Genomic DNA, 23,778 nt, shown 5'->3' with positions numbered 1-23,778 from the left:
CCGTGGTTTTTCTTCCCGCTCTCCGGCATCCGTGGCATCACCCCCACGGGTTCTGAAAGGTTTGGCGATGATGGATGTCTTGGCCGTGTTTCGCGGCAACCGGCTTTTGTCGCGGGCGCTGCGCAGCGCGTCGTTCATCCTGATGGGATATTCCGGCAGCCAGGCATTGCGGCTGGGCGCGAACCTGATCCTGACCCGCCTGCTGTTCCCCGAGGCGTTCGGAATCATGGCGCTGGTCGGCGTCGTCACCGTGGGCCTTGCGATGTTTTCCGACGTCGGCATCGCGCCGTCGATCGCGCAGAGCAAGCGCGGCGATGACCCAGATTTCCTGAACACCGCCTGGACGATCCAGCTGATCCGCGGTTTCGTGCTGTGGGGCGCCGCCTGTGCGCTGGCCTGGCCCGCGGCGGTGTTCTATGACGCGCCCGAGCTGGCGACCTATCTGCCCATTGCAGGGGTGTCGCTGGCCATCGCGGGGTTCAACCCGACCCGGATCGAAACCGCGCAGCGTCATCTGCTGATGGGGCGCCTGACGATGCTGGACCTGGCGGCACAGGCCATCGGCATCGCGGCGATGATCGCGCTGGCCTGGGCGCTGCAATCGGTGATCGCGCTGGTGATCGGCGGCGTGATCGGCGCGCTGGCCAAGCTGGCGCTGACCCATTTCGGGCTGCCGGGTGCCACCAACCGGCTTCGGTGGGACCGGTCCTGCGCGCACGAGCTGATCCGCTTCGGCAAGTGGATCTTTCTATCGACCGCCGCTTGGTTCCTCAGTTCACAGGGCGACAAGGCGATATTGGGCAAGTTCCTGCATCTCGACACCTTGGGCATCTACAACATCGGCTTTTTCCTCGCGTCTTTTCCGCTGGCCCTGGGCCAGGCGGTGACCGGCAAGGTGCTGATCCCGGTCTATCGGGACACGCCGCCGCGCGCGTCACCCGCCAACGCGGCCAAGTTGCGCAAGCTGCGTTACGGGTTGTCGGCGGCGGTGCTGGGGATGGTGATCGTCATGGCCTATGTCGGCCCCGCCCTGGTCGGCGTGCTGTATGACGCACGTTATACCCAGGCCGGCGCGATCCTGGTGGTTCTGGCGGTCGCACAGATGCCGCAGGTGATCGGGCTGTCCTATGATCAGGCGGCGTTGGCGGCCGGGGATTCGCGCCGCTTCTTCGTGTTCACGGCCGTGCGTGCGCTGTTGCAGGTGGGTCTGCTGGTGGTCGGGATCTGGGTGTTCGGGTTGCTGGGCGCGCTGTTCGCCATGGGGATCGCCCTGCTGGCCACCCATGGGGTCGTCATCTGGCTGGCGATCCGGCACGGCGTCTGGGATCCGCTGCATGACGCGCTGTTCCTTGCCATCGCCATCGTCGCTGGCGGGGGCGCGCTGTGGCTGCACCGCGATGGCATTCTGGCGCTGACGACGATGGGCTGACGGTCAGCCGCCCGACCCCGGCAAGCTGCGGCGTCCGCCGCCCAGGGCCGCGCGCAGGCGGCGCAGCCGCGAGGGACGCAGGGGTTTGGCCTTCATCACCGGGATCGAGACCACCGGCGTCAATCCGGTCTCACGTTCCATCTGGGCGGCGGTGCGGATCACGGGCTTGCGCAGATCCAGCAGGAACGCCAGCCCAAGCGCGGCCAGGATGCTGGCCGCCAGACCCATCGCCGCCGTCTTCTTACGGCTGCTGGTGAAGGGGTAATCGGGCACGCTGGCCGCTTCGATCACGGTCAGGCGTTCGGCCTTCTCGGCCGATTCCAGCCGCAGGCCGATTTCGGCCTCGGTGCGGCGGGCGGTGGCGATATCCAGCTGGCTCTGCAACTGGTCGCGTTCGCGCTGAAACTCGATCATGGTGCGTTCGATCTCGGGGCTGGTCTGGATCGTCGCCTGCAATTCGCGCACCCGCGCCTGAAGCAGTTCGGTTTGCCGATCGACGGCGGCGATCTGGGCGTCGATGTCGGCACGCTCGCGCTCGGCGGTCGATGCGCGCCGGGTCGAGCCGTCGATCTGGGCGCGCTGGCGTTCCAGGCCGATCCGCTCGCGTTCGAGCCCGAGGATCGATTGGTTCAGCGTGCCGATCTCGGCCCGGCTGAATTCAACGCTGCCGCCGACCGCGGCCTCGTTGTCAGCGCGGAACGCGGCGATCCGGTCTTCCAGCGCGGCGATTTCCGTGCGCAGCCGATCCTCGCGCCGGGTGAAGAAGTCGAGCGTCGCACGGCTCTGCTCAAGCCGTGACGAGGACGAGGCGGCAATGGTGCGGCGCGAAAATTCCGTCGCGATCTGCTGGGCCAGTTCGGGGGTCGGCATCTCGGCGGTGATGGTCAGCAGTGAAATCGTGCCATCGTCCGCGTATCCCTCGCGTACGGCGGCCACGCCGTTGATGCTGACCGATTGGCGCAGGCGGATCACCTTTTCGCTGTCCGTCAGGGCCGGCAGGTCGGCGTAAAGCCCATAGTCGGCAATGATGTCCAACAGGCTGCTGCGCGACATGATCTGTTGTTCGATCAATTGCAGGCGGCGGGCGGATGACCCGGCCACGGTCGAGGCGGCAAGATCGTCGGCGATCTGCGGGCGTTCGATCTGGATGGTTTCCGATGCGCGATAGGCATGTTGCTGATTCTGCGCATAGATCAGCGACACGAAGCCTCCCAGCAGGACAAGACCCGAGATCAGGCGAAAATGGCGCAACACCATCTCGAGGAAATCGTCGAGCGAATAGATCGGTCCCATTTTCGTTCTTTCCACATCCTCGCAGCGACGTCGTTTCCGACCCCGTCGCAACACCTTCATTCGCTAGCGGCGCAACCGGTCGGTGATCGATCCGCGCGCGCGGTTCAGTATCACGCCCAGCAACTGGGTCTGGCCATCCAGAACCCGTTCGCATTCGGCAATCTGGCGGGCGGTGGTCGCGGTGCCGTCGCTGACCAGAAGCACGCCATCGATCTGTGGCAGGAACGCGCCCAGGTCGTCATAATCCAGGATTGCCGGCATGTCGTAAAGCACGACATCGGGCGCAAGGGCGTCCTGCATCCGCTCCAGCGCAAGCGCGGTGCGCCGGTCGTGCAACAGATCGGCACTGTCACGATAGGGCGTCGCGTTCAGCCCCAGCGCCAAGGTGTCACCCAGACGCACCAGGTGATCGCTCATGCTGGTTTGACCGGTCAGGAAATGGCGCATTTCCCCGGTGCCGCCGACATCCAGCGCATCGGCCACGCCGGGATGGCGTTGGTTCATGTCCATCAGGATTGTCCGCGTGCCCGGCACCCGCGCCAGGCTGAGCGCGAGGTTCACGGCAGTGAACGTCGCCCCCGCCCCGCGCTTTGGCGCGGTGATGGCGATCCGGCTCCAGCCGTGCTGGCGCAGGGTATGCACCAGACGGGTCCGCAACAGATCGAAGGCCTTGGCCACCGGGCCGTCGCGGTGAAACGACACCAGCGGCGCGCCCCGCTCGCGCAGGTTGCGCGCGCGCGGCCGTATTTCGCCCAGCGATGCCCAGCTTTCGACCTGGGGTTGCAGCGGATGATGCTGCACCGTCATCGGTGTCCGGGGGTGCGCCACCCGGGCCTCATCGTCGGGCGGCCGGCGGAAAACCGACACGCGCGACGATTTCTCGACCACGTGGTTCAGCCGCTGCACCCAATCGCTGTCTTTCTTCAACCGTTCGCGCGACTTGCGATCATCGGCCATGTCGCTTTCTCCCGGTCGGTCTTCGGACCCGACGGCTGCATCGTCCCCCGACGCATCGGGGTATGGGGACATATCGTTCATAACCACGCCGGCTTTCGCTGCTGGCCCGTGACCCAAGTGCGCCGCACAGTGAGTCCGAGCCGTCGGTCCCTCTTGTGCGCGGGGAAAGCGGCAGCGATGTGACGATGAGACGTTATTAACCGCTCATCCCCGAAATGTGGAGTTTGATTTTCGGATTTCAATATCCGGTGCGGCGCACCATCACCCCGACAGTCCGGAGCATGACCCGCACATCGCACCAAAGCGACAGGTTGCGGCGGTATTGGGCGTCGATTTCGGCGCGGAAGGAAAAATGGCTCTCGTTGCGGGCCGACACCTGCCAGAAGCCGGTGATGCCGGGACGCAGCGAGAAGTAATCCTGGGGATTGCCATAGATCTCAAGCTGGTCGGGCATCATCGGGCGCGGGCCGACAAGACTCATCTCGCCGGTCAGCACGTTCCAGAACTGCGGCAACTCGTCCAGCGAGGTCGAGCGCAGGATCGCCCCGACCCGGGTGATGCGCGGATCGTTTTTCAGCTTCTGGGTGGTGGCCCATTCGTGACGCAAGGCGGGATCGGCATCGAGATAGGCCTGCAGACAGGTGTCGGCATCCCGCACCATCGTGCGAAGCTTGAGGATCCGGAACCGGTTGCCCTTGGCCCCCAGCCGGTCCTGACGATAAAACGGGTTTCCCCCCTCGATCCACAGTGCAACCGCACAGAGCGCGACGATACTCAGGGTTACCGGCGCCGTCAGCAGCACCAGCGCAACGTCGAGCAGGCGCTTGCCGTATCGCGCATACCATCCGCCGCTTTTTCCGGTGACGGGCGGAACGGGAACGATCGGCGGCTGCGGCGCCGCATGGTGCGCGCCGTATCCGCCGTTCATGGCCATCGCCGGCATCGGCTGACGCAGGGCGATGATCGACAGGAGCTCCGAAATGTTCCGCCGCAGCGGCTCCCGGCCGGTGGGCGGGATCGCGATGTCGTCCTGCAAATAGTCTTTCATCACGGGCACCCCCCCTTGTTGCGCACGGCAGCCGACTTGGCACCCGTGCTGTTCATCTCGATCCCTGGCAGGGGATCGGCGGACGCAAAACCGGTATTGTCGCCGGTCAGAAAACGGTCCGGATTGTTCGGTATGTCACACACCGCCAGCGGCACCGATCGTCCCAGCCACGACCGCGATCCGGAACAGTTGCTCTTATCGCTTGTTTTTTCCGAAACTTTGAATGTTTCGGCGAAAACAGACTGTTTCCATTCCGTGCAGCCCCGGGCACGGGACAATCACCGCCTTGTGGTTGCAAAGAACATACTCAGGAAACATTTCCGCCGCTCCGCTCCCGATGAACCCGGTTCAGGAGGTGCCGACTCCGACCCGGGCAATATCCGTTTCCAATATCGGATGTATCGTCGCGGCATTCATCCGCCAACGAGCAAGCCGGGCGGTTGGAACGATCTTACGCAGCGTCACGGGCCCACGCGTATCGGGAAGGCGGGAATTGGCGGTCAGGCGCGGTGTGAACGGTGCGGTCAGTCCCACCGGCAAGGGCAGGACCGGCGCCGACGGTCAGCCGAGATCGACCAGCGCGCCGCGCCCGCCGATCACCCGACCGGCCAGCGCCGCACCCGCCGCCACCGCATCCCCCAGCGGCGCGCCGGTGAGGTGTGCGGCCAGAAAAGCCGCGTTGAAGCTGTCGCCGGCGGCCGTGGTGTCGACGATGGCTTCGACCTTGGGCGGCGTGAAGCGATGGATCACGCCATCCTGACGCACCAGGATCTCGCCGGCGCCGTTCTTGACCACCACCAGGCCGGCGCCGTCACGACCATAGCGGGCGGCGGTCGCGGCCACATCGGCATCGCCGAAATAGGCGGCCTCGTCGTCATGGGACGGCAGCGCGATGTCGCAATGGGCCGCCGCTTCGGTGATCGCGGCGCACATGGTTTCGGTGTCGGGCCACAGCCGCGGGCGCAGGTTCGGATCGAACACCACGACAGACCCCGCCGCCCGCGCCGCGCCGACGGCGGCAAGCAGACGCGCCCGGGCGGCCGTCGCCAGAATGCCCAGCGTGATGCCCGAGAAATAGATGACATCGGCCCCCGCCAACGCCCGATCCAGCGCATCGGTGTCGTCCGCCAGGCGCCGCGCCGCGCTTTCGCCGCGCCAATAGATGAACGTGCGCTCGCCGTCCTGAAGCTCGATCATGTACAACCCGACGGTGCGCCCGGGCACGCGCACGACGTGGCCGACGCCGATACCGCTGTCGGTCATGAAGCCCAGCATCCGTTCGGAGACCGCATCATCGCCCGCGCCGGTCAGGTAATCGATCGACCACTCGGACGGCAACGCATGGCGCGCATACCATGCCGTGTTGAAGGTATCGCCCGAAAATGCGGTGCCATACAGACCGGCCTGTGCGGCCGGCGCCAGTTCGAGCATGCACTCTCCGATTGAAACAAGCCGTTTTGCCATCATTCTTCCTCACTGAACCAGGTCGGGTTCCGCGCACGCAGCCCCGCGACGATCTTGTCGATTTGCGCCAGATGATCATCCAGCGCGCGCTCGGCGCCATCCGCATCCCGGGCGATGATGGAATCGAGGATCCGGCGATGATCTTCGTAGGCCCGCCGCGACCCGGTGCCAAGCGACAGATACCGCACCCGATCGGTGTGCGCACGGGTTTCGCGGATCACGTCCCAGGCGAAACCGAGATCCGCGGCCTCGCAGATCCGTTGATGAAAGGCGTCGTCCAGCCGATGAAAGCGCGCGCGTTCATCGGCCTCAAGCGCGCCGAGCTGGTCCGACAGGATCCGTTCCAGCGCGGCGATGTCGTCGTCGGCCAACCCGCCTGACGCACGGCGCACGATGCGGATCTCGATGGTCGAGCGGATGAACCGGGCGCGCGACACGTCGCGGGCGGAAATCTGGCTGACGGTGGTGGCGCGCTGGGGCTGGATGATCAGGAACCCCAGCTTGGACAGCCGATAGAAGGCGTCGCGCACGGGTTGGCGCGACACGCCCATCTGGCGCGCCACTTCGGCCTCGGACAGCTTCGTCAGCGGCGGCAGGTCCAGCGAAAGCACCCGCGCATACAGCGCATCGAAAACCTGGTCGGCAATCGTCGGGCGCACCACCGGATCGATCTGGGTCAGGGGGTCTGAGGGCGCCATCGATGTGCCTTTTCAAGATCGTTGACATGCCTGATATACTAACATACCAGTTTGTGAAGGGGTGACGTCAACTTTCAGCAAGCCGCCCGTCCGAACGAAAGTCAGCGATGCCGATCCTGGATCCCGACCGCCTGTTCCCTCTCGATCCCCGCAGCCGGGGACTTGCCCGCGCGCTGTATAAGAGTGTGGGCGACCTGCCGATCATCAGCCCCCATGGCCATACCGACCCGCGCTGGTATGCCGAAAACCCGGCCTTTCCCGATCCCGCGCAGCTGTTCGTGACGCCCGATCACTACGTGTTCCGCATGTTGTTCTCGCAGGGGATCGCGCTGGAAAGGCTGGGGGTGCCCCGGGCCGATGGCGGACCGGTGGAAACCGACGGGCGCACGATCTGGCGCTTGTTTGCCGAAAACTACCACCTGCTGCGCGCGACGCCGTCGGCAATGTGGATCGATCACGCGCTGCAACACGTTTTCGGGGTCGAGGACCGGCTGAACGCCGCCACCGCCGATGCGATCTATGACCACCTGTCCGATTGCCTGGGCCGCGACGATTACCGCCCCCGCGCCCTGTTCGAACGGTTCAACATCGCGGCCATCGCCACCACCGATTCAGCCATCGATCCGCTGGACCATCACAAGGCGATCCGCGCCTCGGGCTGGACCGGCCGCGTGATCCCCACCTATCGCCCCGACGCGGTGGTCGACCCGGACTTTCCCGGCTTTGCCGACAATATCGCGACAATGGGCGAGATGACCGGCGAAGACACCCGGTCGTGGGACGGCTATCTTGCGGCCCACCGGGCGCGGCGTGCGGCGTTCATCGAACTGGGCGCCACGGCGTCCGATCACGGCCATCCCACCGCCCGCACCGAAGACATAGCCCCCGATCAGGCGGCGAGCCTGTTCGCCAAGGCGCTGGCGGGGGATTGCACCGCAGACGAGGCCGACGCCTTTCGCGGCCAGATGCTGACCGAAATGGCGCGGATGTCGCTGGACGACGGGCTGGTGATGCAGATCCACGCCGGCAGCCACCGCAACCATTCCGCCGCGATCTTTTCACAGTTCGGGCGCGACAAGGGGTGCGACATTCCCACGCGCACCGATTACGTGCACGCGCTGAAACCCCTGCTGGACGCCCACGGCACCGATCCGCGCCTGTCGATCATCCTGTTCACCCTGGACGAAACCGTATTCTCCCGCGAACTGGCGCCGTTGGCGGGCGTCTATCCCACGCTGAAACTGGGCCCCGCGTGGTGGTTCCACGACAGTGCCGAGGGCATGCGCCGGTTCCGCGAAACCACCACGGAAACGGCCGGTTTCTATAACACCGTCGGCTTCAACGACGACACGCGCGCCTTCTGTTCGATCCCCGCCCGTCACGACGTCGCGCGCCGGGTCGATTGCGCCTATCTTGCCACGCTGGTCGCCACCGGGCGGCTGGACGAGGGCGACGCATACGAGGTCGCGCAAGACCTCGCATATCGGCTTGCCAAGCAGGCCTATCGGCTCTGATCAACAGGGCTTTTTCTGGGAGGAAAACAAAATGAAGCTCAAGACCCTGACTGCCGCGCTGCTGGCCAGTGCCGCCATGACCGGCGCCGCCTTCGCCTGCGAAACCACGCTGCGTTCGTCCGATACGCACCCCGATGGCTATCCGACCGTGGTCGCCGTAGAGAAGATGGGCGAACTGCTCAAGGAGCGCACCGACGGACGCCTGTGCATCGAGGTGTTCCATTCCGCCCAGCTGGGCGAGGAGAAGGACACGATCGAACAGACCCAGTTCGGCGTGATCGACATGAACCGCGTCAGCCTTGGACCGTTCAACAACATCATCGAGGAAACGCAGGTGCCGTCCCTGCCCTATATCTTCCGCTCGACCGAACACATGCACAAGGTCATGGACGGCCCCGTGGGCCAACAGATCCTGGATGCGTTCGCCGATCACGACCTGATCGGTCTGGCCTTTTACGACGGCGGCTCGCGCAGCTTCTACAACTCGGAAAAGCCGATCAAGTCCATGGAGGATCTGGCCGGCATGAAGTTTCGCGTGATGCAGTCGGACATGTTCGTCGACATGGTGTCGGCGCTCGGCGCCAACGCCACGCCGATGCCGTATGGCGAGGTTTATTCGTCGATCCAGACCGGCGTGATCGACGGCGCCGAAAACAACTGGCCGTCCTATGAATCCTCGGGCCACTTCGAGGTGGCCAAGTATTACACCCTCGATCAGCACCTGATCGTGCCCGAGGTCCTGGTGATGTCGAAAGCCGCCTTCGACAAGCTGTCGCCCGAGGATCAGGAGGCCGTGCGCCAGGCCGCCAAGGATTCGGTTCCCGTGATGCGCGAACTTTGGGCCGAGCGTGAAAAGGCGTCGGAACAGAAGGTCCGCGATGCGGGCGCCGAGATCGTCACCGACATCGACAAGACGCCGTTCATCGAAGCCATGGTGCCGGTTTACGAGAAATACGTCACCTCGGACAAGTTGAAGAAGATGGTGGAAGACATTCAGGCGACTGAATAATTCTTGAACGGCCCGCCCTGAACCGGCGGGCCGCCTTCCGTTCAGCCAGAGGTTTCCGCCCGTGCAAGACACCATGAAATCCGTGGCCCGCGCCACCGGGGCGCTGGCGCGCTTCGCGCTTTGGGTCGCGGGGATCGGTCTGGTCCTGATGACCGTGTTCATCGCCGCGCAGGTGTTCTGGCGATATGTCCTGAACGACAGCATCATCTGGACCGAACCGGCGTCGGTCATGGTCATGGGGTGGTTCATCTTCCTCGGCGCCGCCGTCGGCATCCGCGAGGGGTATCACCTGTCGTTCGATGTGCTGCTCTATATGGTGCCGCACCGGGGCAAGATGGTGTTGTATTCGATCTCGGACGTCGTTGTCGCCGGCTTCGGCATGGGGATGATCTGGTTCGGCACCCAGCTTGCGGTCAAGACGGCGGGCAACCAGTTGCCGTCGCTGGGTATTTCCGGCGCCTTCGATTTCCTGCCGCTGGTCGGGGGCGGCGTTCTGATCGTTCTGTTCTCTGCCGAGCGCATCGCGCGGCGCCTGGCCGGAATGCCCACCGCCCGATTTGGCGACGATCCGATCGAGGACATGTGATGGAGCTTTACGTCCTGTTCGGAACCTTCGTGTTCTTGCTGCTGATCGGCACCCCGGTGGCCTTCTGTCTTGGCGTCAGCAGCTTCGCCACCATCGCGTATCTGGGCCTGCCGCCCGTCGTCGTGTTCCAGCGGCTGAACTCGGGCGTGTCGGTCTTTGCGCTCATGGCGATCCCGTTCTTCATCTATGCGGGCGACCTGATGGTGCGCGGCGATATCGCGCGCCGCCTTGTGGCGTTGGCGGGCGCCTTCGTCGGCCATTTCCGCGGTGGCCTGGGGCAGGTCAACATCCTGTCGTCGGTGATGTTCGGGGGCGTGTCGGGATCCGCTGCCGCCGATGCATCCGCTGTCGGCGGACTGATGGTGCCGCAGATGAAGGAACGCGGATACGGCGTTGATTATGCGGTAAACATCACTGTTACATCATCGATCATCGCGCTGATGCTGCCGCCAAGCCACAACATGATCATCTATTCCATCGCCGCCGGTGGCAAGATTTCCATCGCCGACCTCTTCACGGCGGGCATCATACCCGGCTTCCTGCTTGCCGTGTCGCTGATGGTGGCGGCCTATTTCGTGGCCAAGAAGCGCGGCTATCCGACCGAACCGTTTCCCGGCCTGCGCATGATGGGCCACCTGTTCGTCTCGGCCGCGCCCGGCCTGATCCTTGTCGCGATCATCTTCGGCGGCGTGCGCTCGGGCGTCTTCACGGCGTCGGAATCGTCGAACATCGCCGTGGTCTATGCGCTGTTCGTGACCTTCTTCGTCTATCGCACCCTGTCGTTTCACGATTTCGTCGAAGCGACGTTCGCCGCCGTGCGCACCACTGCGATGGTTCTCATGGTCATCGGATGCGCCGCCGCCTTCGGCTGGCTTCTGGCCTATACCCGCGTGCCGTCGTCCATGGTGGTGATCCTTCAGAACGTGTCGGACAACCCCATCGTGATCCTGCTGCTGCTGAACCTCGTGCTGCTGGTGCTGGGCACGTTCATGGACATGTCACCGCTGATCGTCATCACGACGCCGATCTTCCTGCCCGTCGCCATCGCCTTCGGGGTCGATCCGGTGCACTTCGGGGTGATCCTGATCCTGAACCTCGGGATCGGGCTGTGCACGCCGCCGGTGGGCGCGGTCCTGTTCGTCGGCTGCGCCGTCGGCCGCATCCCGATCTGGGACGCGGTGCGCACAATCTGGCCGTTCTACGGTGCCGCCTTTGCAACGCTTCTGCTTGTCACGTACATTCCGGCACTGTCGCTCTGGCTGCCATCATTGTTCCATTGAGGGGTCCATCATGTTGAAATCGTTTCCGCCCGTGGCGGCCGACGCCGGTGTCGTGCGCCGGGTCCTGTCCGACAGTCCCGAACTGATGGTGGTGTCGTTCACCTTCGATGGCGACGCGATCGGCAAGCTGCACGATCACCCGCACGTTCAGGCCACCTACGTGCAATCGGGCCGCTTTGCCTTTACCATCGGCGCGGACGAGATCGAGGTCGGCGCGGGCGACAGTTTCGTCATCCCCTCGGGCGCGCGCCATGGGTGCCGTTGCCTCGAACCCGGTGTCCTGATCGACACCTTCACACCCCGCCGCGACGATTTTCTCTGAAAGGCCTGCCCATGCTGAGCGTCACCACCCGCCACGCCATCGACCCCGACACCGCAAGCATCATGGACACCGACGCCCTGCGCGACAATTTCCTGGTCGCGGACATGTTCCGCCCCGGCCAGATCAACCTGTGTTACACCCATTACGACCGGATGATCGTCGGCGCGGCGGTGCCGGACGGCGGCACGCTGACGCTGGACCATGTGGCCGAGGCGGGCACCGCCACCATTCTCGAGCGGCGCGAAATGGCCGTGGTCAACATCGGCGACACCGGCAAGGTCTCGGCGCGTGACGATTACACGCTGGAGCATGGCGATGTGCTGTATCTGGGGCGCGGGTCCGGTCCGGTGACCTTCGCGGGCAAGGGACGGTTCTATATCCTGTCGGCCCCCGCCCACACCGATTTTCCATCGCGCCTGATCACCCTGGCCGAGGCGAACAAGGTCGAGCTGGGCGCATCGGAAACCGCCAACAAGCGCACGATCAATCAGTTCGTGCATCCGCTGGTGATGGAATCCTGCCAGCTTGTCTGCGGCTATACGCAGTTTGCGCCGGGGTCGGTCTGGAACACCATGCCCTGCCACACCCATGATCGACGGATGGAGGCCTATCTGTATTTCGACATGGCCGACGACACCCGCATGTTCCATCTGATGGGCGAACCGGACGAAACCCGCCACATCGTGATGAAGAACGAAGAGGCCGTGCTGTCCCCGCCCTGGTCGATTCACGCCGGTGTCGCCACCGGCGGCTATACCTTCATCTGGGCCATGGCCGGCGACAACGTCGATTACACCGACATGGACATGGTCGCGATGGAGGATCTGCGATGAACCCGTTTTCCCTTGCCGGGCAGACCGCCCTTGTCACCGGCGCCAACACCGGCATCGGTCAGGCCATCGCCGTGGCCATGGGCCGCGCGGGCGCCCATGTGATCTGTGCCGGGCGGTCGTCCTGTGCCGACACCGTGGCCATGATCGACGGCGCCCATGAGCTGACCCTGGATTTCGCCGATCCGATGGCCGCGAAGGATACCTTCGCAACGCGCAAGGTGGACATCCTGGTCAACAACGCCGGGATCATCCGGCGCGCCGACAGCATCGAGTTCACCGAAGAAGACTGGGACGCCGTGATCGACGTGAACCTGAAGGCGCTGTTCTTTACCTGCCAGGCCTTTGCCAAGGCGGCGATCGAACGTGACACCGGCGGGCGGATTGTCAACATCGCATCGCTGCTGTCGTTTCAGGGCGGGATCCGCGTGCCGTCCTATACCGCGTCGAAACACGGCGTTGCCGGGCTGACCAAATCCATGGCCAACGAATGGGCCGCCAAGGGGGTGAACGTCAACGCCATCGCGCCGGGCTATATCGAAACCAACAACACCGAGGCGCTGCGCGCCGATCCCGACCGCAACAAGGCGATTCTCGACCGGATCCCGGCGGGCCGCTGGGGCAAGGCCGACGATATCGCGCAGACGGCCGTATTCCTCGCCTCGCCCGCCGCCACCTATATTCACGGCGCGGTCCTCAACGTCGATGGAGGCTGGCTTGCCCGCTGATCTGCCCCGCCTGCGCGCACCCGAAAAACGCCCTGCCATCGGCATCGTCCACCTTGGCCTTGGCGCCTTCTTCCGCGCCCACGGCGCGATCTACATCGCCGAGGCGATGGAGAAGTCAGGCGGCGACTGGTCGATCTGCGGCGTCTCGTTGAAAAGCCCCGGCACCCGTGACGCGCTGGCGCCCCAGGGCGGCGCCTATACCGCCGTGGAGCTGGCCCCCGACGGCACGAAGCCGCGCGTCATCACATCGGTGGCCGAGGTTCTGGTGGCCCCCGAAGACCCGGCGGCAGTGCTGTCGCGCCTGACCGATCCGGCCGTGAAGATCGTGTCGCTGACCGTGACCGAGAAGGGGTATTGCCACGATCCCGCCACGGGCGCTCTGAACCCCGATCACCCCGATATCCGGCACGATTTGGCCGCATCCCTGCCGGCGTCGGCCCCCGGATACGTCGTGCGCGCGCTGGCCCTGCGCCGGGCGGCGGGATTGGCGCCGTTCACCGTGCTGTCCTGTGACAACCTGCCCGACAACGGATCGGTGGTGCGTGGCGTGGTGCTGGACCTCGCCCGCCGGATCGATCCCGACCTCGCCGACTGGATCGCGGCGCACGGCCGCTTTCCGGCCACCATGGTCGATCGCATCGTCCCCGCCACCAGCGCGGAAGATATCGAAGCCACCGCGCGCCTGACCGGATACGACGACCGCGCGCCGGTGATGCACGAACCGTTCCGCCAATGGGTGATCCAGGACGACTTCGTAAACGACGACCGCCCCGACCTGGCCGGCGTCGGTGCGCAACTGGTCGGGGACGTGACGCCGTTCGAGCACATGAAGCTCAGGATGCTGAACGGCACCCATTCGGCGCTGGCCTATCTGGGCTATCTCGCCGGGCACGAAACCATCGCTGATTGCGCCGCCGATCCCGTCATGGCCGGTTACGTCAAGCGCCTGTGGCGGGCCGAGATCATTCCGGCCCTGACGCCGCCCGAAGGCACCGACCTGGACCAACACGCCGATGCGCTGTTCGCGCGCTATGAAAACCCCGCGATCCGGCACCGCACGTGGCAGATTGCCATGGACGGCTCGCAAAAGCTGCCCCAGCGGATCCTTGCGACATTGGCCGAAAACCACGCCGCCGGGCGCGACAGCCACGGACTCTGCCTCGCGGTTGCGGGCTGGATGCGCTACGTGTCGGGCGTCGATCTGGACGGCAACGCGATCGACGTGCGCGATCCGCTGGCCGACCGGCTGCGGCTGGACGGTCAGACCGGCGCCGCGCGCGTTGATGCCCTTTTGGCGCTGCGCGAGGTCTTTCCGCAAACCGTGGCCGAAACCTGGCGCGACCCGATCGTGCAGGCCCTGCATCAGCTTGAGACGAAGGGCGTGCGCGACGCCATCCGCGCCCTGCCCGGCTGATACACTCAGGCTCAGCAGCCGATGATGGCGTGCATCTGGCCTGAATACGCCCGATGCGCGCGACGTCCCGGCCATGCCGATCACGTCCAACGCGAAACCATGAACGCGAATTGCCCGGCGGCGCCTTCATTTTGTCGGCTTATCCGCCTATGGACGGTGCAGATCTTTCGGAACCCGGCCCGTTGCCCGGTTGAAAACCTGTTCGCCGCCCCATGTCTGTGGTCATGGATCCGACGAAACCCCGATGAGCCCCCGTGGGCAGGAGAACACCGCTGATGGTCAACCAGATCGAACTGTCATGGAATTGCGCTGACCATTTTGCCCCCCGTGCGAAACAGCCCCTGCGTCGTGTCGCATCGCGGCCGGCGCATCGCGCACCCGTGCGCCCTGCCGTAACGCCCGCCCCCGCACCGACAGGCCAGATCGCCCGTCGGGCCGCGGCGCCGTGCGGGCGCGCCAGTCACCTGGGCGAGCCCTGAGCGATGTCGAAGATGATCGATTTCACGCCCGGACCCGCCAACAAGCGGCAGTTTCGCACGGCGCTGGGACAGTTCGCCACCGGTGTCACCGTCGTGACCACCCACAGCGCCAGTGGGCCGCTGGGGATCACGGCCAACAGTTTCTCGTCGATATCGCTGGATCCACCCCTGGTGCTCTGGGCTCCGGCCCGTTCGGCAAGCCGCTTTCAGCCCTTTGTCGAGGCGGAACATTTCGCGATTCACGTCATGTCCGAAACCCAGGGCGACATCTGTCGCGCGTTCGTGCATGAGGGTAATGCGTTCGACATGCTGGACTGGCGACCGGGCATCGATGGCACGCCGCTGATCGACAACTGCCTTGCGCGGTTCGTCTGTGCGCGCCATGCCGTCCACGATGGCGGCGATCACGCCATCGTGGTGGGCCGCGTGCTGAGCGCCGCCGTGGGCGACGGCACGCCGCTGATCTTTACGTCGGGTCGGTTTGGCGCACTGAAGGGCTGATCCGGCGCGCACCCGTTTGACCCGGCCGAACCGGGCCTAGGTCTGGGGTTGAGGAAGCAAGGGGACTGGCGTGCTGGATGTATCCGATCTGACCAAGGGTTATTTCGTCGACGGGGTCGATCATCCGGTGTTGCGCGGTGTCGATCTGTCGCTCGATGCGGGTGCGACGATGGCGCTGACCGGCGAAAGCGGGTCGGGCAAATCCACCCTGCTGCACCTGATCGCCGGGCTGGACCGGCCCGATGGCGGCACGATCGCCATCGACGGCCGGGACATCGGCGCGCTGGACGATCGCGGCCGGGCGCAGCTGCGCCGGGGCACGGTGGGCGTCGTGTTTCAGCAGTTCAACCTGATTCCGTCGCTGAACGTGGCCGCCAACATCGCGTTTCAGGCCCGATTGGCCGGCCGGCAGGACGCCGCGTGGGAACGCGCGCTGACCGAGCGCCTGGGGCTGACCGACCACATCCGGAAGTATCCCGAGCAACTGTCGGGCGGGCAACAGCAGCGTGTCGCCATCGGCCGCACACTGGCCGCGCGCCCCAAGCTGGTGCTGGCGGATGAACCCACAGGAAACCTGGACGAGGAAACCGGCGAGCGGGTGCTGCACCTGATGCTGGAGCTTGTGGCGCAGACCGGTGCGGCGCTTTTGATGGTCACCCATTCCATGCGTCTTGCGGAGCGGATGCAGCAGCGCCTGCATCTTCAGCGCGGGCGGATCCGGCCGTGAGACGCGCCGCCCTCATCGCGCTGCTGTCGCACTGGCGCCGCCGTCCGTTCCAGTTGCTGACGCTGCTGCTGGGCCTCGCCACGGCCACGGCCCTGTGGTCGGGCGTGCAGGCGATCAACGCCGAAGCGCGCGCCAGCTATGCGCGCGCCGCCGATGTTCTGGGGGCAGAACCGCGCGCCAGCCTGGTGGCCCTCGACGATGCCCCCTTCGACGATGCGCTGTTCGTCACCCTGCGTCGCGCCGGATGGCTGGTGACCCCGGTCATCGACGGTCGCATCGGCACCCCGAACGGGCCATTGCGGGTGATCGGGATCGACCCCTTCACCCTGCCCGCGCGCGGCCTGCCAGGCGGCATCGGCACCCGCACGCTGGACGCTGCATTCCTGCTCGGCGATGGCCAGTTGATCGTCGCGCCCGACACCGCCGACCGTCTGACCGACAGCGACCTGCCGATGCGGCGCACCCTGGAGGGCGTGGCACCCGGCGTGGCCTATGCCGACATCTCGACCGCCCAGCGCCTGCTGGGGATGGAAGGTCGGCTGAACCGGCTGCTGCTGCTGGACGATCAGCCGCTTTCGCGTCCGCCGCTGGATCAGGTCGCTCCCGGTCTGACCCTGCGCGCGCCGCAACAGGACAACGACATGGCCCGCCTGACCGACAGCTTCCATCTGAACCTGACCGCCTTCGGGCTGTTGTCGTTCGCCGTCGGTCTGTTCATCGTGCGCGGCACCATCGGTCTGGCGTTCGAACAACGCCGCCCGATGTTTCGCACCCTGCGCGCGCTGGGCCTGCCCGCCGCGACGCTGCTGTGGCTGTTGGTCGCGGAACTGCTGGCCTTTGCACTGATCGCCGGGGCGGCGGGAATCGCGCTGGGATATCTCATTGCCGCGCTGCTGATCCCTGACGTGGCGGCCACCCTGCGCGGCCTCTATGGCGCCTCTGTCGAGGGCACGCTGTCGATCCGTCCGCTCTGGTGGGTGGCGGGGCTGGGCATCGCGGTGATCGGCACCGCATTGGCCGCGGTGTCGTCGCTGTGGCGGGTGGCCCGCCTGCCGCTGTTGGCGCCCGCACAACCGCGCGCCTGGGCCCGCGCCAGCGAGGCGGGGCTGATCCGACAGGGTTTGGTCGCCATCGCGCTGGCCGCGCTTTCCGCCCTCACCATGTGGATCGGCAGCGGATTGATCGCCGCGTTCTTCATGCTGGGGGCACTCTTGATCGCGGCGGCGCTGGCCCTGCCGCCGGTGTTGTATGGCGCCCTCTGGCTCGGCGCGCGCCTGTCGCGCGGGCCGCTGGCGCAATGGTTCTGGGCCGACACACGCCAACAGCTTCCCGGCCTGTCGCTGGCGCTGATGGCGTTGCTGCTGGCCCTGGCGGCCAACATCGGCGTCGGCACGATGGTGTCGAGCTTCCGGCTGACCTTCACCGGCTGGCTGGATCAACGCCTGGCGTCCGAGCTGTATGTCACCGCCGAGGATGACGCACAGGCGGCGCGGCTGCTGGCGTTTCTGGCGCCGCGCACCGATGCCGTTCTGCCGATCTGGCACACCGATGCCACGCTGGCCGGGCTGCCCGGCGAACTCTACGGCGTCGCCGATCACCCGACCTATCGCGACAACTGGCCGCTGATCGATGCGCTGCCCGGCGTCTGGGACCGGATCGCGGCGGGCGACGGCGTTCTGGTCAACGAACAGCTGGCCCGGCGCGAGGGCCTGTGGTCGGGCGCCACCATTGCGCTGCCCGATTGGGATGCGCCGGTTCTGGGGGTTTACAGCGATTACGGCAATCCGCTGGGCCAGGTCCTGATCGACACCGATGCCTTGGTCGAAAGGTTTCCACAGACCGAACGTCTGCAGTTCGGCCTGCGTCTTCCCCGCGCCGATGTGCCCGACCTGATCCGCGCGCTGACCGATGATTTCGGGCTGCCCGCCGCGAACATCGTCGATCAGGTGTCGATCAAGGCGTTTTCGCTTGAGGTGTTCGAACGCACCTTCACCGTCTCGCGCGCGCTGAACGTGCTGACCCTGGCGGTCGCCGGGTTCGCCATCCTGACCAGTTTGCTGACCCTGTCGGCCATGCGCCTGCCGCAACTGGCGCCGGTCTGGGCGCTGGGCGTGACGCGGGCCGGTCTGGCGCGGCTCGAACTGCTGCGCGCGCTGGTGCTGGCCGGTCTGACGCTGATCTGCGCGCTGCCCGTGGGGTTGCTTCTGGCCTGGGTGCTGCTGTCGGTCATCAACGTCGAGGCGTTCGGCTGGAAGCTGCCGCTGTTCCTGTTTCCCTCCGACTGGCTGATGCTGGGCGCGCTTTCGCTGCTTGCGGCGTGCCTCGCGGCCCTTGGCCCCGCGCTGTCGATCGCGCGGATGCCGCCGGTGCGTCTGCTGCAGGTTTTTGCCCATGAACGTTAGGATGCTCTTGCTGCCGCTTCTGCTCTGGGCGGCGCCCCTTGGCGCCCAGGGGTTTGCCGGCCTCGGCAATGCGGCCGACGCCTATGCCTTGCCCTCGCGCGACACCGTGCTGACCTTTCCCGCCGATCACGGCCCCCATCCCGCGTTCCGCATCGAATGGTGGTATGTCACTGCCAACCTGAAGGGCGACGACGGCACCGATTACGGTGTCCAGTGGACGCTGTTCCGATCCGCCCTGACGCCGGGCGCACCCCTTCAGGACGGCTGGCAAAGCGCGCAGGCCTGGATGGGACACGCCGCCGTGACAACGCCAACGCGCCATTTCGTGGCCGAGCGCCTGGGGCGCGGCGGCACGGGCCAGGCGGGCGTGTCGACCAGTGACGGCTTCGCGGCCTGGATCGACGAATGGGCGCTGTCCGGACCGGCCCTGTCCGACGTGACGCTGCGCGCGCAGGGGGCCGATTTCGGCTATGACCTGAAGCTCAGCGCCGATGGCCCGCTGGTGTTGCAGGGTGACGCTGGTTTCTCGGTCAAATCCGCCAGCGGCCAGGCCAGCATGTATTACTCGCAACCCTTCTTTCGGGTCAGCGGCACGCTTGATTTGCCCGATGGTGCGGTCGAGGTGACCGGCGCCGCGTGGCTGGACCGCGAATGGTCGTCGCAACTTCTGGACCCGACGCAAAGCGGTTGGGACTGGATCAGCCTCAGCTTCGATGATGGCGCGAAGCTGATGGGCTTCGTGTTGCGGGGGGGCGCCGGCGATTTCACTTCGGCCACCTGGATCGAACCCGACGGCACGGCCACCCCCTATGGCGACGGCGCGCTGGCGATGACGCCGCTCGACATCCACCGCGTCGCCGGGCGCGATGTGCCGGTGGACTGGCGCGTGGAACTGCCCGAGCGGGGCCTCGACGTGACGATCCGCGCCCTAAACCGCGATGCCTGGATGGACACCACGGTGCCCTACTGGGAAGGTCCGGTCACGATCGAGGGCAGCGCGACAGGGCGCGGATACCTGGAGATGACGGGATATGATTGACGAACACACCCTGCCCGCGTGGCGCACCGCCCTGTGGGATCTGCTGGCGGCGGGGGTGGCCGATGGCGATCATCCCTGTCGCACCGGCGTTCTGGCCACGACCGGCATCGATGGCGCCCCCCAGGCCCGCTGGGTCGTGCTGCGCCGCGCCGATGCACGTCTGGCCGAGGTCGAGGTGCACACCGACAGCGCCTCGGAAAAGATCGCCGAACTGACCCGCGATCCGCGCGCCGCGCTGTCGTTCTGGTCGCCCGGTGACGCGGTGCAACTGAGGCTGACCCTGACGATGCAGATCCTGCGCGGTGACGCGGTTCAGGACCGGTGGGCGCGTATCCCCCCCGCCGGGCGCATGGCATACGGCGGAGAACCCGCACCCGGCACCACGATCCCCGCGCCCGAAGATCACACTCCCGGCATTCGGCGCGCCCGGTTCTGCGCGCTGGTCGGCACCATCACGAGAGTCGACATGGTGCATCTGGGCCAGGACCGCCACCGCCGCGCCCTGTTCGCCGGGCACGACGGCTTTGCCGGACGCTGGCTTGCCCCGTGAGGACCGATGAATCCGGCACGCGATCTGATCGCGACCGCGAAACCGGCCTTTCCCGGCAGGGCCGTTGCTTTGGATTTCTTACTGACCGAAATACTCCCGCCGGAGGCATCGACACCAACCACGAACACTGCACTTGACCGGTGCGTCCCGCCGCAAACGCGGCTCGCCAATTCCCCCGCGGGCCTCTATCACCGCACCACCCCTCAACACGCCCGAGACCCACGATGCCCATGTCCCCCGCGCCGCTTCCCCTGACACGCGATCTGCTGCTGGTTGGCGGCGGTCATGCCCATGCGTTGCTCTTGCGTCGCTGGGGGATGGACCCGTTGCCGGGGGTGCGTGTCAGCGTCATCAACCCCGCGCCGACCGCCCCCTATACCGGGATGCTGCCGGGGTTCGTGGCCGGCCATTACGCGCGCGAAACGCTCGAGATCGACCTCGTCCGGCTGGCGCGGTTCGCGGGGGCGCGCCTGATCCTGGGGCGGGCCGATGGGCTGGACCGTGCGGCCAGGACGGTCAACGTCGCCGGGCGCGGGCCGGTGCGCTATGACGCGGTGTCGATCGACGTGGGCATCCATTCCGACATGCCCGAGTTGCCCGGTTTCGCGGACCACGCGACCCCGGCCAAGCCGCTGCACCGGTTCGCTGAACGCTGGGCGCGTCAACTGGAACGGTTGCGCGCCGATCCGAACCTGGCGGACCGCGGGCTGGCCGTGGTCGGCGGCGGGGTCGCCGGGGTCGAGCTGGCCATGGCGATGGCCCATGGCGCCCGGCAGGCCGCCGGTCGCACCGGCCCGGTCCATGTCATCGAACATTCGGACGCCCTTTCGGGGATCGGCGCGGGCGCGGCGCGGGCCCTGCGCGCGCGGATGCGGGCGATGGGAATCACCTTGCTGGAACAGACCGCCGTCACCGCGCTGGACGCCGAGGGCGTTGTTCTGGCCGACGGACAGCGCCTCACCAGCGGTTTCACCACCGGCGCGGCCGGGGCACGGCCGCACGACTGGATCGCGCACACCGACCTGGCCCTGCACGAGGGGTTCATCCGCGTCGGCGCCACGTTGCAGACCCCTGACGATCCCGATGTCTTTGCCGTGGGCGATTGTGCGCACATGGGCTACGCACCGCGCCCCAAGGCCGGGGTCTTTGCCGTGCGCCAGGCCCCCGTTCTGCACCGCAACCTGATGGCGCGGCTGGGCCATGGCACGCTGAAACCCTATCGCCCGCAAAATGGCTATCTCAAGCTGATCTCGCTGGGCGAGAAATCGGCCGTGGCCGACAAGTTCGGCCTGCGGCTGGCGGGGCCGTTGCTGTGGCGCTGGAAGGACCGGATCGACCGCGCCTTCATGGACAAGCTGGCCGACCTGCCCCGGATGGCAGGGCCGAAACCGCCCGCAAGGGTGGCGGCCGGCATGGACGCGGCCCTGAACGGGGGCAAGCCGATGTGCGGCGGCTGCGGCTCGAAGCTGGGTCAGGCGGGGCTGAGGGCGGCGCTGGCCGCCCTGCCCGCGCCGTCACGTGCGGATGTGCAAAGCGCGCCGGGCGACGATGCCGCAATCCTGCGCTTCGGTGACATTCGACAGGTCATCACCACCGACCATTTGCGCGCCTTCACCGAAGACCCGGCCGTGTTCGCGCGCATCACCGCCAACCATGCGCTGGGTGATGTCTTTGCCATGGGCGCGCATCCCCAGGCCGCGCTGCCCACCGTGATCCTGCCGCGCGCGACGCCGGAAATCCACGCCGACATGATGGCCGAGATAATGGGCGCGGCGGCCGAGGTCTTTGCCGCTGCGGGGGCCGAGATCGTCGGCGGTCACACCCTGATCGGCGATCACCTGTCGCTGGGCTTCACCATCACCGGGCTGGCCGACGGGGCGATCACCTTGGCCGGCGCACGGGCGGACGACGTGCTGATCCTGACCAAACCCGTCGGCACCGGCGTCATCCTTGCCGCCGAGATGGCGATGGGCGCGCGCGGTGGCTGGGTTGGCTGCGCGCTCGAGGCCATGCAACAGGGCCAGGGCCGCGCCGCCGAAATCCTGCGCCACGCCCATGCCATGACCGACGTGACGGGCTTTGGCCTGGCGGGACACTTGATGGGCATGCTCGACGCCTCGGGGCTGGCCGCGGCGGTGGCATTGGGCGATGTGCCGTTGCTGGATGGGGCGGCAGATTTGGCGCGGGCCGGTCACCGCTCGACCCTGTTCCCGGAGAACCACAGGATCGCCTTGCGCATGGCCCTGCCCGACACGCCCGAGGCGGATCTGTTGTTCGATCCGCAGACCGCGGGCGGCTTGCTGGCGGCCGTCGCGCCCGACGCGGCGCGCGAAACGCTGGCCGCGCTGCAGAAGGCGGGATACGCGGCGGGCGTCATCGGCACCCTGCACGCGGGCGCGCCCTTCATCACGGTGCGCTAGCCGACGCCGAACATCAGCGATCCGGCACTGCCTGCGCCGCCAGGCCGTGCATAAGGGCCGCGATCCGGTCCGCGGCGCGGGCAAGGCCGTCGGCGTCCAGCGTCGCCGCCTCGATCACGGCCAGCCGGTCGGGCGCGCCGCGTTCGCGACCATAGCGCGGATCGTAGTGGTCGCGCATCAGCTCCAGCGCCAGGGTTTCATGTGCGCCGGCCATCGCCAGATCCTTCCAGCGCGCCACCCGGTCATGCCCCTGAAGGCGCACCAGCGCCGACAGCGTCTGCATCAGGCGGGGCGTGTCGGCCACGATGTCGGCATAGGTGCGGGTCAGATAGCTGGCGCGCGCTTCGGGCGGCACCCGCAGTTCGATGCGCCGCGCCCGGCCCATGGCCGACCAGAGCGATGGCGGCACGACCCGCTGGCCGACCTTGCTGGATTCCGCCTCGACCAGCACCGGACGGCCCGGCGTCAGGGCGGCAACGGCGTCGGCCAATCGCGATTCGAACCCTTTTTGCGCCGGTTGGTCGCCCATGGCACCGAACAGCGATCCGCGATGGTTCGCCAGCCCTTCGAGGTCCAGGATCTGCACCCCCCGATCGCGCGCGAGGTGCAGCAGTTCGGTCTTGGCGGTGCCGGTGTTGCCGTCCAGCAGGACCACCGGACAGGGAAACGGCTGGTCATAGAGCATGGCCTTCACCGCCCGCCGATAGCTGCGATAGCCGCCCTCGACCACCCCGGCGCGCCAGCCGATCTGCGTCAGGATCGACGCGAAGGCGTTCGAGCGTTGACCGCCGCGCCAGCAATAGACCAGCGGCCGCCAGCCACCGTCGTGTCCGGCCAGCGCGCCCTCGATATGGGTCGCGGCATTGCGCGCCACCAGCGCCGCGCCGATCTTGCGGGCATCAAAGGCGCTGACCTGTTTATAGATGGTGCCGACGCGGGCACGTTCCGCATCGCTGAGCACGGGCAGCGAGATCGCGCCGGGAACGTGATCCTCGGCGTATTCCGACGGTGCGCGCACGTCGATCAGCGTGTCGAAGCCGTGGTCGCGGAAGGCGGTGAATGTATCGAACGCAATGGCCATGGTGCTG

Annotated in this window: 21 protein-coding genes; 15 read left to right on the top strand and 6 right to left on the bottom strand. The window is 66.7% G+C overall.

What is annotated here, in order from left to right:
- Positions 1-67 precede the first annotated feature (67 nt).
- Positions 68-1,429 carry an oligosaccharide flippase family protein gene (locus tag CFP68_RS00370; protein ID WP_099823296.1) on the top strand — a complete coding sequence of 454 codons (1,362 nt, stop codon included), beginning with the start codon at positions 68-70 and terminating at the stop codon, positions 1,427-1,429.
- 3 nt (positions 1,430-1,432) lie between these two features.
- On the opposite strand, the gene CFP68_RS00365 is transcribed toward CFP68_RS00370, so the two are convergent.
- The 5 genes from CFP68_RS00365 to CFP68_RS00340 all read right to left on the bottom strand — a co-directional run bounded on the left by CFP68_RS00365 (position 1,433) and on the right by CFP68_RS00340 (position 6,889).
- The gene (locus tag CFP68_RS00365) at positions 1,433-2,722 is read right to left on the bottom strand and encodes a GumC domain-containing protein (protein ID WP_099823293.1); all 1,290 of its coding nucleotides are present in this window, start codon (positions 2,720-2,722) and stop codon (positions 1,433-1,435) included.
- A gap of 63 nt (positions 2,723-2,785) precedes the next feature.
- Positions 2,786-3,679: a P-loop NTPase family protein gene (locus tag CFP68_RS00360; protein WP_145953368.1), complete on the bottom strand. Its 894-nt coding sequence runs from the start codon at positions 3,677-3,679 to the stop codon at positions 2,786-2,788.
- 238 nt (positions 3,680-3,917) lie between these two features.
- Positions 3,918-4,727 (bottom strand): sugar transferase, encoded by an 810-nt coding sequence (locus tag CFP68_RS00355; RefSeq protein WP_241523895.1) that lies wholly within the window; start codon positions 4,725-4,727, stop codon positions 3,918-3,920.
- Between the two features lie 561 nt (positions 4,728-5,288).
- Complete coding sequence (locus tag CFP68_RS00345; protein ID WP_099823286.1) at positions 5,289-6,191, bottom strand: sugar kinase; 903 nt, start codon at positions 6,189-6,191, stop codon at positions 5,289-5,291.
- A complete protein-coding gene (locus tag CFP68_RS00340; RefSeq protein WP_099823283.1) occupies positions 6,191-6,889 on the bottom strand; it encodes a GntR family transcriptional regulator in 699 nt (232 codons plus the stop codon). The genes CFP68_RS00345 and CFP68_RS00340 overlap by 1 nt, the downstream gene beginning before the upstream one ends.
- Before the next feature lie 107 nt (positions 6,890-6,996).
- On the opposite strand from CFP68_RS00340, the gene uxaC reads away from it, so the two are divergent.
- The 14 genes from uxaC to selD all read left to right on the top strand — a co-directional run bounded on the left by uxaC (position 6,997) and on the right by selD (position 22,690).
- On the top strand, positions 6,997-8,403 hold the full coding sequence (gene uxaC, locus CFP68_RS00335) for a glucuronate isomerase (protein WP_099823280.1): 1,407 nt from the start codon (positions 6,997-6,999) through the stop codon (positions 8,401-8,403).
- A gap of 31 nt (positions 8,404-8,434) precedes the next feature.
- A complete protein-coding gene (locus CFP68_RS00330; protein WP_099823278.1) occupies positions 8,435-9,412 on the top strand; it encodes a TRAP transporter substrate-binding protein in 978 nt (325 codons plus the stop codon).
- A 61-nt stretch (positions 9,413-9,473) separates the two neighbouring features.
- A complete protein-coding gene (locus CFP68_RS00325; RefSeq protein WP_206601885.1) occupies positions 9,474-9,998 on the top strand; it encodes a TRAP transporter small permease in 525 nt (174 codons plus the stop codon).
- On the top strand, positions 9,998-11,278 hold the full coding sequence (locus tag CFP68_RS00320) for a TRAP transporter large permease (protein WP_099823273.1): 1,281 nt from the start codon (positions 9,998-10,000) through the stop codon (positions 11,276-11,278). The genes CFP68_RS00325 and CFP68_RS00320 overlap by 1 nt, the downstream gene beginning before the upstream one ends.
- A 10-nt stretch (positions 11,279-11,288) precedes the next feature.
- Entirely contained in the window at positions 11,289-11,600 is a 312-nt protein-coding gene (locus CFP68_RS00315) for a cupin domain-containing protein (protein WP_099823271.1), read from the top strand.
- Positions 11,601-11,611: 11 nt separating this feature from the next.
- Positions 11,612-12,433: a 5-dehydro-4-deoxy-D-glucuronate isomerase gene (gene kduI / locus CFP68_RS00310; RefSeq protein ID WP_099823269.1), complete on the top strand. Its 822-nt coding sequence runs from the start codon at positions 11,612-11,614 to the stop codon at positions 12,431-12,433.
- Positions 12,430-13,158: a 2-dehydro-3-deoxy-D-gluconate 5-dehydrogenase KduD gene (gene kduD, locus CFP68_RS00305; RefSeq protein ID WP_099823267.1), complete on the top strand. Its 729-nt coding sequence runs from the start codon at positions 12,430-12,432 to the stop codon at positions 13,156-13,158. The genes kduI and kduD overlap by 4 nt, the downstream gene beginning before the upstream one ends.
- Entirely contained in the window at positions 13,136-14,572 is a 1,437-nt protein-coding gene (locus tag CFP68_RS00300) for a mannitol dehydrogenase family protein (RefSeq protein ID WP_099823264.1), read from the top strand. Before kduD ends, CFP68_RS00300 begins: the two co-directional genes overlap by 23 nt.
- A gap of 482 nt (positions 14,573-15,054) precedes the next feature.
- Positions 15,055-15,552 (top strand): flavin reductase family protein, encoded by a 498-nt coding sequence (locus CFP68_RS00295; protein WP_099823262.1) that lies wholly within the window; start codon positions 15,055-15,057, stop codon positions 15,550-15,552.
- 70 nt (positions 15,553-15,622) lie between these two features.
- The gene (locus CFP68_RS00290) at positions 15,623-16,279 is read left to right on the top strand and encodes an ABC transporter ATP-binding protein (RefSeq protein WP_099823260.1); all 657 of its coding nucleotides are present in this window, start codon (positions 15,623-15,625) and stop codon (positions 16,277-16,279) included.
- Complete coding sequence (locus CFP68_RS00285) at positions 16,276-18,681, top strand: FtsX-like permease family protein (protein WP_099823258.1); 2,406 nt, start codon at positions 16,276-16,278, stop codon at positions 18,679-18,681. The genes CFP68_RS00290 and CFP68_RS00285 overlap by 4 nt, the downstream gene beginning before the upstream one ends.
- A complete protein-coding gene (locus CFP68_RS00280; RefSeq protein ID WP_099823255.1) occupies positions 18,671-19,720 on the top strand; it encodes a lipocalin-like domain-containing protein in 1,050 nt (349 codons plus the stop codon). Before CFP68_RS00285 ends, CFP68_RS00280 begins: the two co-directional genes overlap by 11 nt.
- Entirely contained in the window at positions 19,713-20,270 is a 558-nt protein-coding gene (locus CFP68_RS00275; RefSeq protein WP_099823253.1) for a pyridoxamine 5'-phosphate oxidase family protein, read from the top strand. The genes CFP68_RS00280 and CFP68_RS00275 overlap by 8 nt, the downstream gene beginning before the upstream one ends.
- Before the next feature lie 224 nt (positions 20,271-20,494).
- Complete coding sequence (gene selD, locus CFP68_RS00270; protein ID WP_338152791.1) at positions 20,495-22,690, top strand: selenide, water dikinase SelD; 2,196 nt, start codon at positions 20,495-20,497, stop codon at positions 22,688-22,690.
- A 13-nt stretch (positions 22,691-22,703) separates the two neighbouring features.
- Here the strand turns inward: selD and mnmH are convergent, their stop codons facing one another.
- The gene (gene mnmH, locus CFP68_RS00265) at positions 22,704-23,771 is read right to left on the bottom strand and encodes a tRNA 2-selenouridine(34) synthase MnmH (RefSeq protein ID WP_099823251.1); all 1,068 of its coding nucleotides are present in this window, start codon (positions 23,769-23,771) and stop codon (positions 22,704-22,706) included.
- Positions 23,772-23,778: the final 7 nt, after the last annotated feature.

It is taken from the genome of Oceaniglobus indicus (assembly GCF_002751875.1).
Lineage (GTDB): Bacteria > Pseudomonadota > Alphaproteobacteria > Rhodobacterales > Rhodobacteraceae > Oceaniglobus > Oceaniglobus indicus.
The sequence above is the reverse complement of the archived record's forward strand: the minus strand, read 5'-3'. Positions and strand labels throughout refer to the sequence as shown.

Coding starts and splice junctions, on each gene's coding strand:
- CFP68_RS00370 (WP_099823296.1), top strand. CDS start 68: ATGATGGATGTCTTGGCCGTGTTTCGCGGCAACCGGCTTTTGTCGCGG.
- CFP68_RS00365 (WP_099823293.1), bottom strand. CDS start 2,722: ATGGGACCGATCTATTCGCTCGACGATTTCCTCGAGATGGTGTTGCGC.
- CFP68_RS00360 (WP_145953368.1), bottom strand. CDS start 3,679: ATGGCCGATGATCGCAAGTCGCGCGAACGGTTGAAGAAAGACAGCGAT.
- CFP68_RS00355 (WP_241523895.1), bottom strand. CDS start 4,727: ATGAAAGACTATTTGCAGGACGACATCGCGATCCCGCCCACCGGCCGG.
- CFP68_RS00345 (WP_099823286.1), bottom strand. CDS start 6,191: ATGGCAAAACGGCTTGTTTCAATCGGAGAGTGCATGCTCGAACTGGCG.
- CFP68_RS00340 (WP_099823283.1), bottom strand. CDS start 6,889: ATGGCGCCCTCAGACCCCCTGACCCAGATCGATCCGGTGGTGCGCCCG.
- uxaC (WP_099823280.1), top strand. CDS start 6,997: ATGCCGATCCTGGATCCCGACCGCCTGTTCCCTCTCGATCCCCGCAGC.
- CFP68_RS00330 (WP_099823278.1), top strand. CDS start 8,435: ATGAAGCTCAAGACCCTGACTGCCGCGCTGCTGGCCAGTGCCGCCATG.
- CFP68_RS00320 (WP_099823273.1), top strand. CDS start 9,998: ATGGAGCTTTACGTCCTGTTCGGAACCTTCGTGTTCTTGCTGCTGATC.
- CFP68_RS00315 (WP_099823271.1), top strand. CDS start 11,289: ATGTTGAAATCGTTTCCGCCCGTGGCGGCCGACGCCGGTGTCGTGCGC.
- kduI (WP_099823269.1), top strand. CDS start 11,612: ATGCTGAGCGTCACCACCCGCCACGCCATCGACCCCGACACCGCAAGC.
- kduD (WP_099823267.1), top strand. CDS start 12,430: ATGAACCCGTTTTCCCTTGCCGGGCAGACCGCCCTTGTCACCGGCGCC.
- CFP68_RS00300 (WP_099823264.1), top strand. CDS start 13,136: ATGGAGGCTGGCTTGCCCGCTGATCTGCCCCGCCTGCGCGCACCCGAA.
- CFP68_RS00295 (WP_099823262.1), top strand. CDS start 15,055: ATGTCGAAGATGATCGATTTCACGCCCGGACCCGCCAACAAGCGGCAG.
- CFP68_RS00280 (WP_099823255.1), top strand. CDS start 18,671: ATGAACGTTAGGATGCTCTTGCTGCCGCTTCTGCTCTGGGCGGCGCCC.
- CFP68_RS00275 (WP_099823253.1), top strand. CDS start 19,713: ATGATTGACGAACACACCCTGCCCGCGTGGCGCACCGCCCTGTGGGAT.
- selD (WP_338152791.1), top strand. CDS start 20,495: ATGCCCATGTCCCCCGCGCCGCTTCCCCTGACACGCGATCTGCTGCTG.
- mnmH (WP_099823251.1), bottom strand. CDS start 23,771: ATGGCCATTGCGTTCGATACATTCACCGCCTTCCGCGACCACGGCTTC.